Below are 14,336 nucleotides of genomic sequence, written 5' to 3' on the forward strand. Positions count from 1 at the left end.
ATCGATTGTTAATTGCTGTGCTGGTCACGTTAATTATTTAATTGCCTCTATATGATGAGCTCGAATTTATATAACAACAACGTCAGCTAGGAAGAATAATGAAAGCATATGTATTTGATGGAAAAGACAGCGCGAAATTGGAAGAACGTCCAATCCCTACAATTGAGAAGCAAAGCGATGTCATCGTAAGAATCGAGAAAACCACAATTTGTGGTACGGATTTACATATATTAAGAAACAACGTTGCGACATTTAAGCCAGGCACAATCATGGGCCATGAAGGGGTTGGTATCGTTGAAGAGTGCGGTGAGTTGGTGAGTAAGTTTAAGCCAGGCGATCGCGTGATTGTGTCATGTATTACTTCATGTGGTAGCTGCAAAATGTGTCAAGTGTCTAAATTTGGTCAATGTTTAGATGGTGGCTGGCTACTTGGTAATGAAATTGATGGCTGCCAAGCGGAATACGTTCGAGTTCCTTATGGTGATACAAGTCTGCACCTTGTTCCTGATGACATCGATACAGACTCTCTGGTTCTATTGAGCGACATTTTCCCAACAGGTTACGAAGTGGGTGTATTAGATGGGCAGGTTCAGCCGGGTTGCTCTGTTGCCGTCATTGGTTGTGGACCTGTTGGCCTTGCGGCCCTAATGACCTCTAAGTTCTTCACTCCAAGCGAAATCTATGCAATCGATACTAACCCTCATCGACTGCAAGTGGCTAAAGAGCTAGGCGCGACTCATGCTATCGATAACTCAGATGGTAGTGCCGTGCAGCAAATCCTCGACATGACCGACGATGTGGGTGTGGATGTGGTGATTGAAGCTATCGGTATTCCTGCTGGTTGGGATATGTCTCAGAAGTTGGTGTGTCCAGGGGGCAATATTGCAGTACTTGGTGTTCACGGAAAATCTGCAACGATTAACCTAGAAGACATGTGGAAACGAAACTTCACTATGACAGCTGGCATGGTTCATACCAACACAACGCCAATGTTAATCAAGCAAATTAGAGCGGGTTATTTGGAACCTCAAAAACTGATTAGTCACCAGTTCAATTTAACAGAGTCAGAAGAAGCTTATTCAACATTTATCCATGCTTCAGACCACAAGTCGTTGAAAGTCATCATTTCTAACGATTGTTCATAAACAGCGAATTGTTGAGGTTAGCTTGATTAGTAAACCATTTAAAATACTCGTGATAGGTTTAATCGTGAACCTATCGATCGGTATCCTATATGTATGGGGCGTTTTCAGTGAACCTTTGGCTGAGGCGCTAGGTGTTGATCCTAAGGACGTAGATGGGCCTTATCAGACTTCCGTGTTCGCATTTTCGGTAAGTCTATTTTTGGCTGGGGTATGGCAAGATAAAATAGGACCAAGGAAGGTCACAATACTTGGTGTGTTTCTTGTCGGGGCGGGGCTTTTAGCGTCCGGTTATGCCTCAACATTAGCGGAATTGCAGGTTACCTTCGGGTGCATGGTCGGTGCGGGGATGGGTTTTGCCTATGCCTGTATAGGCCCATGCACCATGAAGTGGTGGCCAGAGAACAGAAAAGGGTTGGTTAGTGGCTTAACCGCTGGTGGGTTTGCGATGGCGGCACTGTATTTGGCTCCGTTATCGACCGTTCTCATCGAACACCATGGCATCTTAGATACGTTCAAGATCCTTGGTGTCGGTCTACTCTTCATGATCCCGATGGCGTCACTGTTGGTGAATCCACCCAAAGGATATGTTTCAGAAACTCCCGGAGGAAAGGCTGCAGGATATGGATCAGACATAAACATCCAGTGGCTAGATATGCTGAAAACACCACAATTTTACCAGATATGGTTAATGTTCATGGTGTCATCAGCAGCAGGCATCATGCTTATCGGCTCTATTGGCAACGTCAGTAAATCGATAGGATTAACCGCTGAAGAAATTGCGTTGGGTATCATTTTATTAGCGATTTTTAATACCGCAGGGCGAGTCATTGGCGGCGTTGTATTCGACAGGATAGGGCGCGTTCATACTCTGGGCTTAATATTCATGTTGCAAGCGGTCAATATGGTGTTTTTTACAACCATTGAAACCACGATTCCTCTCATGATCGGGATCTCCGCAGGCGCTATGTCTTATGGTGCGTTATTCGGTGTTTTCCCTCCAGTAACAGCGGTGGATTATGGTTTGAAGACGTACGGAACCAACTTTGGAATACTCTATTCAGCATGGGGTGTGTCAGGGTTCTTCGGAGGAATACTCGCCTCGGTAGCGGGGACGGCTGAAAACACCTATTTGGCTTACGCTGCGCTTTTGGTTTCGATTACCGTAATGAATTACTTAATGAAACCCGTTGATAAGTCTGTGCTATTAAAAGACGAAGTTAATCTGGAATACTAAACACGAGACCAGTGAAGCCTTATTGCCTTCAAAGTCTCTACCAGTAACGTGTTTTCACCTAATGTTGGCTTGGGCAATCTAAGCCAACATTTTTTATACTCTGTTCACGTGGTAAGAATACTGTCACCGGAGTGAATCGCTCGCGATGTATTAGCCATGTTCGTTCACTCTCTTCCTAGTTGCCGCCTCTTCATATCCATGTAATTCGCTACTTGTTCATTCTGTGAGACTGGCTAGAACATGCTAGTCCTCTCACATGTTTCAGCTTAAATGCTTAAAGGTTTAAGCAGTAAGTTTCGATCTGACAATCCCATAATCACAAAAGGTAAATGACCACATTGCTGACAATGTTACTCAGATGGGAATATCCGTTGTGAAACGTTTATACACAAAGGTCGATACGAGAAATGATAAAAAAAAGCCTTTTAGCCACCTGTACCCTTATGGCTAGCATGTCTGCGTTCGCTGATGTCACTATCACTGAACTTACCGTTAACCCGCAACTCTACCCGGTAGGGTTTGAAGAACATTTACAGAGAAATTTGGACTTCTTTGTTGATGGCGTAGGTGTAGATCAAAAAGCCAAAGTTCCATACGACACGATTTTTGTCGATAAAGATGGCCAGATTGAACACGCGTATTACGTCAATACTACAGAGATTGGTCTTTACCTAAACGTACTGGTTGAAGCACACAAAAATGGCAATGCCGATGCGTTAGTGCGTATTAATGAAACCTTGGATGCGCTAGCAAGTGCTCCGACTTGGAAAGGACTATTTTACTGGCCTTATGACATCGAGGGTGATCAACTTAAACCGAATAAAGATGGCATCGTTCCTGCGGTAGATAACGCCAACCTAGCCTTTGCTCTTGCGGGTGTGGCGGGTGCTTATCTGGATTCAAAACAAGCCGATGAAAAGCAAGTCATCGCTAAGGTTGAATCTATTCTTAACAGCCAAACCGACGGCTGGGCCGAACTCTATGATGAGAGCCGCGGGCTACTTTACTCGGGCTGGTCAACAACCAAGCAAGCGCCACTGACTTACCATATTGATCGTAAAGCCAATGAAAGCCGACTCGCGCCAATCTGGGCTCACCTGATCACTCAAGACTCAGAAAACACAGTGCCAAAAACTGCGTTTAACAACATGGAGTTATACACGCAAGATTACTACCTAGATGGCAAGAAATACTCTCCGATGCTGACTTGGGATGGTGCGTATTTCCAAGGCATGCTTTCGATGATTTGGTTGGAAGAACGCTCATTGATCCCAGATTTCTCGATGATCGAAGATATGACAGAGATCCAAAAGTACCACGCTATCAAGCATCAAATTCCTTTCGTGTCGTCCGCAGCAACGGTTGACGATGGTTATGCGGCATTCGGTGTCCCAGAGCTATCAGAATCTAAAGTTCGTTTTAACAATACTGATATCGCTGGTGGTGATACCGGTACACCTCATGCGCTAGCGCTTTCTTACATGGTGAATCCATTTGAAGCCGTAAAACTGTTGAACACAGTGATCGACTACTACCCACAACTTGAAACGCCATATGGCTGGTATGACGCGATAAACGGCAAAGGTGAAACCTCGACGAAAATTCTGTCTCTAGACCAAGGTATGTTTGTCGGCGCCTTCCTTTCACCGGCTATCAACCAAGATGTGCGTAAGTACCTAGACAGCAAAAATTACTACGCCGCCATTGTTGATATGTATGAAACCTTTGAACCAAATAATAAATAGACAGAGGAATGAACCGTGAACTTTGAAAAAGCAGTGAACGCAATAAAACTAACAAGCTTCGTTCCTTTGTTAGCGCTAGCTATTCCTCTGACAGCCAATGCTGATGAACCTGTAACAGAAGAACAAGCTGAAATAGAAACAGAAGTTGGATTATGGAGTGATCATGAGTATAGGGACCTTATTTTAAGTACCGAATCAGCACAAAGCAGTAATGCAGCCCCGAGAACTCGTGCACTAACGGGTATCGAGTACGAGCATATTGACAACGAAAACCAACCCAATGAAGAGCTTCTTCACTATATCTACGCTGATGGTTTTACCCGTGTGACTGATAACTTCAGCATGGGTTACGTATTTAAAGAAATACACCATAGCCGAGGTGGTGAAAGTACTGGATTGAGTAATTATTCCGAGCTGATTCCAAGTTTTTACTGGCGTCAAAATGACAATGTTGCTTACAACCTGATGTTGTCATATGAAAAAACAATTGGCGAATGGCACTACGACAAGTATATGGCAAAACCGGGCATTGACCTAAGCTTTGGCCGTCACTTCTTACACTTAAGTGCAGAGCTTGGCTACAAAGATGAAAGGCAAGGTCCGGGCAGCCGTGGAGCGTTCATTGAGTCTGAGCCTTTGTACCTTTACCGCTTAGATAACGGCATCAATATCGGTGCAAAGGTCATCTATGTTGAAGAGCATAACGACTTCAACTATGTCGAGTTTGCCGTTAAGCCTTTAGTACAATTTAACTTTGATAACGGCAATTACTTAGAGCTGCGTTATGAAAGAGGTACGTTAGATATGGGTTCAGATCCAAGTAATCGCGACCATTATGACTATGATGTTTATGCGCTATACACGGATCTTCCAATCAATGAACATTTTTCCTTCTTGGCTGATATTCAGGTTAAAGATCGCCACGCAGATACGGCACCTTGGACTGGGGACCAATTGGTATGGTTCTCCAAAGTCGGGATTGTTTGGAAGTTCTAATAAGCAACTTTAGTTACCGTGGGATTACTGATTAGCCACAAAAAGGCGCAAATTTGATAATCCCACACTTAACCACTTGCACTATTGTTTGGATATACCGCGAAGGAAGGTGTGACCTAAATAGTGAACGCATTTATAAATAGGAATGCAGAATCATGGCGAAAGTAACGCTACAAAATGTAAACAAAGTCTATGACAACGGCTTCCACGCTATTCACGATGTGAGTTTAGACATCAAAGATGGTGAATTCATGGTGCTTGTTGGTCCATCGGGCTGTGCTAAATCCACGATGCTGAGAATGGTCGCGGGCTTGGAAAGCATTACCGATGGGCAGATTGTGATTGGTGACCGAGAGTGTAATGACCTGCCGCCAAAAGACCGTGGCATCGCAATGGTATTCCAGAATTACGCTCTGTACCCCCACATGACCGCATACGAAAACCTAGCATTTGGTTTGGAAACGGCAAAGAAATCGAAAGCCGAAATCAAAGAGCGTGTCGCCAAAGCCGCTGAGCTTCTTGAAATCACCGACCTGCTCGATAGAAAGCCAAAGCAGATGTCAGGTGGTCAGCGCCAACGTATAGCCTTAGGACGCGCAATGGTACGTAACCCGGATGTGTTCTTATTCGATGAACCGCTATCTAATCTAGATGCAAAATTGCGTGTGTCGATGCGTCGCCGAATTATTCGTCTGCACAGCCAACTTCAAGAATCAGGCAAGCCTGCAACCATGATCTATGTAACCCACGATCAGGTTGAAGCGATGACCATGGGAGACCGCGTCTGCATTCTTAACCAAGGTCGCATCATGCAAGTCGATACGCCGATGAATGTGTACCACAACCCTAAAAACAAGTTTGTTGCTGAGTTTATTGGCTCCCCAGCCATGAATATGCTTGAAGGCACTCTATTGGATCAAAGCGGTAAAGTGTGCGTTCAACTCAATGAGCACACCATCGAATTGTCGCAAGCACATCAAGAAAAAGCGAAAGAGTGGGTAGGGCACCGTGTTCACCTTGGTATTCGCCCTGAGCACTTGTCGGTCTCTAATCAAGCGAATCAAAACACGCTACCGGCAAAAGTTGAGGCGAAAGAAGAGTTAGGGTCAGAAGTCTACTTACACGTTACCATCTTCGATAAACCGGTGGTTTGCAAATTACTCGATACCGAGCAAACACCTGAGGTCGGCACTCATTGTCACATTCAACTTCAAGTCGAGAAATGCCACGTCTTTGATGACGCTTCTCAAGAAAATATCCACTACACAGAATCAAAATAAGTTTGGAGTAAAGCTTTATGCACCACATTCAACCTGGATCACAAATGAGCGTTGGCAACGAAAGCCTGAACCTCACATTCAACGCAGATGGCGTACTAGGCGCAATTCGCAGTGATCGTTTAATGGTGTCTTTGTTCGATACGCCTGACTCAGAAATGGCTATCTCGAATGTATTTCTTCGTGTTAAAGGCGAAGGTAAATTAAATGTCACATCACTGCTTTTTTTTAATAACAAGATTGAAACGTTTAAGCAGAGCGATGGTTCATTACAGTGGGTAACAACAACGGAAGACTTTGAAGCCGTTGTGTCGATTAAAACGGCTGACCATACGTTTTTCTATGATGTGAGCATTACCAACCTCTCTTCACAGCCACTGACGTATGACTTGATTTACGGTCAAGATGTTGGCCTTGCGGATGAAGGCGCAGTTAAAACCAATGAACTGTACTGCTCTCAGTACCTTGACCATCAAATCTTTGAAAACCAAATGGGTTATGTGGTTTGTAGCCGTCAGAATTTGCCTCAATCTTCAGGCAACCCGCGCATTCAATTGGGTTCTCTTACACCTGTCGTTGGCTACAGCACCGATGGTTTCCAGTTCTTTGGTAAAGAGTTCAAGTTAACCGGTGAGGCCGTAGCATTGAACGCACCTCAACTTGAAAACAAAAAATATCAATATGAGATGGGCTACATCGCGCTTCAAACTGAAGAAGTCACGCTTGCAGCAGACTCGTCTAAGGAAGTGGTTTTCTACGGCGTTGTCACTGTGGATTTCCCGAAATCAAATTCGGGCGAGCCTATTGAACTGGAAGAGATTACAGCTAAGCACGCTCAACTAACATTATCTGAAGAGATGGAACGCGAGCCTTTATCTTGTGTACACCAACCTAAAGGCGAGTACCTGCAGGGCGAAACGCTGAGCAAGAAAGAGATCACAGAGTTCTTCGGTGATGATCAAACGTTCGCAGACGTTAAAGACGGTGAACTGCTTTCATTCTTCTACGGCGACAACAAATACGTGACGCTGCCAGAAAAAGAGAAGCATCTAGAGCGTATGACAGGTCATGTGATTGCGTCGGGTAATAATCAAGATTACCAGCAAGCTATCATGAGCTCGACACATTATATCGGCGGTGTTTTCAACTCACAGCTGACGCTTGGCAATACCTCATTCAATAAACTATTGGGTGTGTGCCGAAACCCGTTAAACCAATTCACTCATGCAGGGCAAAGGGTATGGGTTGAAGTGGAAGGAACCTACCGCGTATTGGGCATGCCTTCGGCTTACGAAACTGGCCAAAACTATTCGCGTTGGATCTATAAACTACTTGGCGGCTACCTAGAGATCGTTTCGTTCTCAAGTGCGCAAAGCCCAATCATCCAGCTAGATATCACTAAGCACGGAATTGAGGCTCCGCTTTCAATCAAAATGTCACACCAACTTGTTTTCGGTAATAACGAAGGCGAAGGCAGTGTTGAGATTGCAAGAGATGGCGAATTGTTCACAGTGACAGGCAAAAATGAATTGATTGATCAATTCATGCCGCAGCTGAGCTATGGTCTTGCAGTGTCAGGCATGGACGTAACGGCGGAAACGATCGGACGTGCGGAGTCTGATTCAGTGGAGTACTTGGTACTGAACGGTTCTCTTGAAAGCTATTGCTCTATCGCGATTGGTGGTAAGACGGGCGCGCTAGACACTACCGCACAATTTATCGCGTTTGAGGCGGAACGCGAGCAATACCAAAAAGGTATTCAGTCGCTGACTAAAGGCTTCAATGTTGATTTCAGTGAAGACAATGGAAATAGCCAGCGCATCAATACGTGTCTGAACTGGTTCACTCACAACGCTTTAGTTCACTACTCAACACCACACGGCTTAGAGCAATACTCAGGTGCAGCATGGGGTACGCGTGATGTGTCTCAAGGCCCATTCGAACTGTTTATGTCGATGCAGGAATACGCAAAGGCAAAAGCGTTACTAGAAGAGGTCTACAGCCACCAGTATCAAGAAACGGGCACTTGGCCTCAATGGTTCATGTTCGATCAGTATGCGACTATCCAACAAGAAGAAGCGCACGGTGACATCGTAGTATGGCCGCTCAAAGCTTTAGCTGACTACCTAAATACGACGGGCGACATCAGTATTCTGGATGTTGAACTGCCATACACGCTAGCAGAAGAAGGCTTTGTAAAGAGCGAAAGCCGCTTCACTTTAATGCACCATGTACAAACTCAAGTTCAGCATATGCTTGATAACCTCGTACCGGGCACATCGCTCTCTTGCTACGGTGATGGCGACTGGGACGATACGCTACAACCAGCGAATCAATCACTGCGTGAGAACATGGTGAGTGGTTGGACAATTCCACTCACGCTGCAAGCGCTTAAAGGTATGTACCAAGCCCTTCAAGGCAGTGAACATCAAGACTACGCTGCTTCTTTGATGGAGTTGGCCGACAAGATGGAAAGCGATTACCACCATTACTTGATTAAAGATGGCGTGATTGCAGGCTTTATCCATTTTGATCGCGATGACGAGGGGAGTGTTAAGCAAATCGAACACTTGCTGCATCCATCGGATCAAAAAACGGGCATCAACTACCGACTATTGCCAGCAAGCCGCTCAATCATTTCAGAAGTGTTTGATTCAGAAATGGCAAGTTCTCACATGGACATCATCAAGCAGAACCTTGTGCACCCTGACGGTGTTCGATTGATGGACAAAATGGCCGAGTACAAAGCAGGCAAGCAGAGCTACTTTAAGCGCGCAGAACTGGCAGCCAACCTTGGACGCGAGGTAGGCCTTCAATACTGTCACGCTCATATTCGATTCATCGAAGCGCTATGTAAGTTGGGCGATGCGGAAGCGGTATTCGACAACCTGTACAAAATTATTCCAGTGGGTATTCAAGACCACGTGCCAAATGCTGAGCTTCGTCAGTCGAACGCGTACTTCTCAAGTTCAGATGCGAAGTTTAACGACAGACCAACGGCATACGACAACTTTGACCAAGTGAAGAACGGTGAAGTTGCAGTGAAAGGCGGCTGGAGAATTTACTCAAGTGGCCCAGGTATCTACGTGAACCAACTTATCTCTAACGTATTTGGTGTTCGATTCGCGCACAACGATCTCATTCTTGACCCGGTTATCTCTCCGCGAGTTGGTCAAACGAAGATCCAGTTCGAGCTTGATGAGAAGCCAGTGACCTTGGTTATCGACTTGGTTGAAGGTTCACACACGCCAAAAGCTATCTCGATAAACAGTGAAACGGTGCCATTCGAACTGACTGAGAACCGCTACCGCTCTGGTGGTGCGAAGATCTCACGCGAATGGTTACTTCAGAGATTGAGTAGTGAAGAAAACACCCTTCATATCTCCCTTTAATAATCTGTTGGGCTCAGCGATGGGCCCAACCCAAAGGCTGAGTATGAGAAAAATGCAAGGTGTGAAGAGCTGGGCTCTTAAAGGAAATAAGTGAAATGAAAGTGACTATTAAAGACGTAGCTAAAAAAGCGAATGTCTCCATCGCAACCGTTTCGTACGCAATGAATGACTGCAATCGCGTCAGTGAAAAGACGCGCCAGCATGTTCTCAATATTGCTCACGAGATGAATTATGTCGCTAACACCAATGCTAAGCAGTTAAAGCAGCGTCGTAGCTACGCCATCGGCCTGTTTTTAAACAATTGGTTTGGCCCGATTTACAGCGAGCTTGTCAAAGGTATCGAGAAGGTCTGTCACCAGCGTGGCTATGATGTCGTGGCTTGTAGCATGTATGGCAATGAAGACTCTACGGCTCACAAGTATATTCGAGATCGAGTTGTTGATGGCGCGGTGGTTTTAACCAATTCATTTGATACCGAGTTTCTAAAGTCGGTCGCAGGCCCAGATTTCCCTATGGTGGTTCTAGACCGAGAAATAAGTGCTCCCGGTATCTATAACATCCTTATCGACAACTTTGGTGGCGCATTCAGTGCAACCAAAGAGTTGGTGCTTAAGGGCTGCAAAGACATCTACTTCTTCACTGGGCCTGAAGACTCATACGATAGCAAGAAGCGACTGGATGGCTACATCTCAGCTTTGGGCTATTTCAATATACCAGTTAAAAACCATCATTTGATTAAAAGCGATTTCACAGAAAAGACCGCTTACAAGCAGATGAAGGAGTTATTGGAACAGGGGCGCAGGCCCGACGCGGTATTTGCGGCCAATGATGAAATGGCGATCGGCATAATTCGCGCAGCGAAGCGTTTTGAAATAGACATCCCGAGCGAAATGAAGCTCGTCGGTTTCGACAATATAAGAATGGCAGAGTTAATGATTCCGAGTTTAACGACCGTTACCCATGAGAAAGAGGGGATGGGGGAGCTTGCAGCATCAACGCTTATCAATGCGCTTGATGAAAAAGCTAAAGACTCACAAGCATTAACGATTTTGCCAACGTCATTAATTTTACGTGAAACTCTGTAGGATAGTTATGAAAAAGTGGTTGATTGGATGTGTGCTTGCGCTGAGTTCGCAAGTGTCACTCGCAGATAATACCCGTATCGAAGTCATGACCCCAGTGGGTAACTACATGGACTTTGTCCGTTCTGAGTTAGTTCCTGAGTTCAAAAAAAGATATCCAAACGTAGATGTAGTCGTATCAAACGATGAAAACCTGGAAACCCGCATGGCAGCAGGCGATGTGCCAAACCTATATGCAGGTGTGTTTGGTTACCAACCCGCGAAATACGCCAAGATGGGTAAGCTCGCTTACTTAGAGCAGTTCGAAGGGTTCAATGCGATGGAGGACAGGATCGATCCTGTATTCATGCAGAAAAATTACGGTCGAAACTACTACATCCCTTGGAATGCAACAACGACGCTGATGCTCTACAACAAAGAGCTGTTCATTGAAGCGGGTTTAGATCCAGAGGACCCACCTCAAACCTGGGACGAATTTTTACACGCGGCAGAAAAGATCAGCCAACTGCCTCCAAGAGCAGATGGCAGCCCAGTGTACGGCACCGTATTCTGGAACGAAGCACTGTCTTGGGGTAGCTGGTACTGGAGCATGCTGGCTCAGATGTACTACAACTTCAACGACGGCCAATACGGCTTGCTTAATCGTTTCGGTACCAACCCTAACTTCGATAGAGAAGAAGCGAACCTAGCGCTGTTCTTTGAAACCATGGCGAAGGCGCAGCAGTATGCTCCACTGACCATGGAGAAGAACTTCTTCTCACGCACCATTGGTATGTGGCCACAGTTTGGCTTTGGCTGGAAAGCAAACTTAACTGAAGCGGCTGGTAAGCCGATGGTGGTGGGAGAAGATGTTGGATTAGCACCGATTCCGACGCTGAACAAAGGCGACACCTCATATTCTACACTGGATGGTCGCGCGCTAATGATCTTCAAAAATAGCGTCGAGAAAGAGCAGCTGTCGTGGGCGTTCTTAGAGCTGATGATGGAAGATGAGTTTAACCACAAAGCGAATGTGGCGCTAGGACAACTGCCAACGCTGATCTCGCTAAAAGACCGACCTTACTACAATACATCAGAAGCCAAACCATTTGTTGAGCAACTACCAAACGCAAAACTGAATGAACCTTTTGCGCTGTCAGCAGACATGGCTGGAGTCATTCTAGAGCAGTATTCCAAAGCCGTGGTTAAGCAAGATGTTTCCGCTGAGGAAGCGGTAGAAGCGGCGGCGAAACAAGCTGAAAAACTCATTAACGAATAGTGTGATAGGTCTAAGTGAAACTATGAAAAAAGATAACCTCATAACCGGCTACCTGTTCCTTGCACCATGGATTGTGTACTTCGCGGTCTTTTTGATTTACCCGTTTTTCTTGTCATTTGAGAGTAGCTTTCTAAGCGTCAATATCCTCATGCCGGAGAACACTAAGTTCATCGGTTTAACCAATTGGATTACAGTGGTGACGGACTTCTTGTTTTGGAAGTCATTGTTCAATGTCGTGTTTAACCAAGTCATCTTCGTGTCGTTGAGCTTCGTGATTGGACTGGGTTTGGCCTTACTGCTCAATGAGATCAAATTCTTGTCGAGCATGTTCCGCACCATCATGTTCATTCCAGTAGTGACCTCTATCACTGTGGCGATGATCATTTTCGACTTCGTATCAGGTCCTTCAGGTCCAATTCAAAGCACTATGGTGGGGGCGAATCTTCTTTCAGAGCCGGTGTTCTGGAAGTTTGAAGAGTGGTTACCAATGCCTGTGATTGCAGTGTTCAGTGCATGGAAGTGGTTCGGTGTGCAGATGATCATCTTTCTAGGTGGTATCGCGAGTATCGATAAATCTTTGTTCGAAGCTGCTGATATTGATGGCGCGTCGTGGTGGCGTAAGACTAAGAAAATCACTCTGCCGATGATCATGCCACAGATCGTGTTTGTGATGACAATGAACATCATCAACGGCCTGCAGATGTTTATCGAAGTGTTCATGAACTTTGATTTAAACGGTGGCCCTTATCAATCGGCGCTGACCCCTGTGCTTTATCTCTACCAAACCGGTTTTGAGCAGATGAAGATGGGTGAAGCTTCAACCATTGGCTTAATGCTCGCTTGCGTAATTTACCTGCTGACGATGATGCAGTTAAAAATCACCAGTAAGGAAGACTAATCATGAATGCTGATAAGAAAAAAAACCTACTGATTTACGGCACTCTTCTGGTTGCCACCCTTATTGTGTTGTATCCGTTCTTTTACATGGTGATCAACTCATTTAAGACGGGTCCAGAGATTATGCACAGCCCGAACAGCCTGCCAAAAGAGTGGTCGTTTGCTGGCTACATCAAGGTGTTTGACTCAGTGAACTTGGGGAGAGTTTTCTTCAACACCATCTTCATCTCGGTCACTGTCACGGTACTGAACACATTGTTCTCATCGATGGTTGCGTATTCGATTGTTAAAACCAACTTACCTGGCCGAGAGTTTTGGCTGAAAGTGATTCTTGGTTCGATGATGATTCCGGCGATTCTTTTCACCATCCCAACTTACATGATGATGTACGAGTGGAACTGGATTAACACCTATCGCGTGCTGATCATCCCGGGGGCGATCAGTGCGTACAACATCTTCTTGATGGTGCAATTCATGAAGCAAATAGACAACGCTTACTTGGAAGCGGCTCGCATAGATGGTGCAAGTGAGATGCGTATCTTCTTCAAAATCATTCTGCCTATGATGCGACCTGCTTTGGCAACCGTCGGTATCCTGACCTTCATGGGTGCATGGAATGACTTTATGGGGCCGCTACTTTATGTTCGTGATGAGTCTCTGATGACGCTGCAGCTTGCTCTGTATAACTTTAAAACTGAAGTACCGGGAACCAACCTAGAGCAATTGTGGGCGATGACCACTATGATTGCGGTTCCTGTTGTGATTGTCTTTTTCTGCCTACAGAAGAACTTCATCAAGGCATTTACTGGCGTAGGGGTTAAGTAATGAAAGTATCGACAGGATATAAATTGTTAGTGCTGGCCTCGGTTATATTTATCGCTTATGGCTCCGCTTGGTTGAGAGCTTACTCACTATCGGAAAACTACTTTGCATACGCAGAGCAGCAATACGAAACAGGTGAGCTGGTGACTGCGTTAAAAGGGATGAACAAACTCGAACTCAGAATTGAAGACGAGTATTTGGGTGGCTACCAGCAGGTGATTGAAACTTGGAGAAACGCAACGCTTGGTCCTAAGCCAGATGCGTACTACGAGTCATTAGAAAAACCTTCATTGATCATTGAACAACTTAACGAACAACAGTTAATGGAGTTCATCGAGATCTACGTTCAACTTGATTCTCGATATGTGCCAACGGCGGCCGACCAACTGCGACGCTTAGCGAAACAGTCTGGTAATGATGCGTTATACCAAGAGATGACCGAGTTTCTAGCCGAAGCTTTCCCACGTTACAAAATGAAAGAGATCTAA

Annotated in this window: 11 protein-coding genes; all 11 read left to right on the forward strand. The window is 45.4% G+C overall.

The window, feature by feature from the left end; genetic code table 11:
- The first annotated feature begins 98 nt into the window (after positions 1–98).
- On the forward strand, positions 99–1,145 hold the full coding sequence (locus L4C44_RS01825) for an alcohol dehydrogenase catalytic domain-containing protein (protein ID WP_008222112.1): 1,047 nt from the start codon (positions 99–101) through the stop codon (positions 1,143–1,145).
- 22 nt (positions 1,146–1,167) lie between these two features.
- Complete coding sequence (locus tag L4C44_RS01830) at positions 1,168–2,379, forward strand: L-lactate MFS transporter (RefSeq protein WP_428804225.1); 1,212 nt, start codon at positions 1,168–1,170, stop codon at positions 2,377–2,379.
- 407 nt (positions 2,380–2,786) lie between these two features.
- Positions 2,787–4,124: a hypothetical protein gene (locus L4C44_RS01835; protein WP_428804226.1), complete on the forward strand. Its 1,338-nt coding sequence runs from the start codon at positions 2,787–2,789 to the stop codon at positions 4,122–4,124.
- A gap of 15 nt (positions 4,125–4,139) precedes the next feature.
- Complete coding sequence (locus L4C44_RS01840; protein WP_146491295.1) at positions 4,140–5,120, forward strand: hypothetical protein; 981 nt, start codon at positions 4,140–4,142, stop codon at positions 5,118–5,120.
- Between the two features lie 155 nt (positions 5,121–5,275).
- A complete protein-coding gene (locus L4C44_RS01845) occupies positions 5,276–6,400 on the forward strand; it encodes an ABC transporter ATP-binding protein (RefSeq protein WP_428804227.1) in 1,125 nt (374 codons plus the stop codon).
- A 17-nt stretch (positions 6,401–6,417) separates the two neighbouring features.
- Complete coding sequence (locus tag L4C44_RS01850; protein ID WP_428804228.1) at positions 6,418–9,789, forward strand: GH36-type glycosyl hydrolase domain-containing protein; 3,372 nt, start codon at positions 6,418–6,420, stop codon at positions 9,787–9,789.
- 95 nt (positions 9,790–9,884) lie between these two features.
- A complete protein-coding gene (locus L4C44_RS01855; protein WP_146491292.1) occupies positions 9,885–10,874 on the forward strand; it encodes a LacI family DNA-binding transcriptional regulator in 990 nt (329 codons plus the stop codon).
- A gap of 7 nt (positions 10,875–10,881) precedes the next feature.
- Positions 10,882–12,129, forward strand: coding sequence for an extracellular solute-binding protein (locus L4C44_RS01860; protein ID WP_285954046.1), 1,248 nt, complete (start codon positions 10,882–10,884; stop codon positions 12,127–12,129).
- Positions 12,130–12,151: 22 nt separating this feature from the next.
- Positions 12,152–13,027, forward strand: coding sequence for a carbohydrate ABC transporter permease (locus tag L4C44_RS01865; RefSeq protein ID WP_146491290.1), 876 nt, complete (start codon positions 12,152–12,154; stop codon positions 13,025–13,027).
- A 2-nt stretch (positions 13,028–13,029) separates the two neighbouring features.
- Positions 13,030–13,851 (forward strand): carbohydrate ABC transporter permease, encoded by an 822-nt coding sequence (locus L4C44_RS01870; RefSeq protein ID WP_102553179.1) that lies wholly within the window; start codon positions 13,030–13,032, stop codon positions 13,849–13,851.
- Positions 13,851–14,336, forward strand: a complete 486-nt coding sequence (locus L4C44_RS01875; protein ID WP_428804229.1) for a hypothetical protein — start codon at positions 13,851–13,853, stop codon at positions 14,334–14,336. Before L4C44_RS01870 ends, L4C44_RS01875 begins: the two co-directional genes overlap by 1 nt.

This window comes from Vibrio satsumensis, from assembly GCF_050337435.1.
GTDB lineage: Bacteria > Pseudomonadota > Gammaproteobacteria > Enterobacterales > Vibrionaceae > Vibrio > Vibrio satsumensis.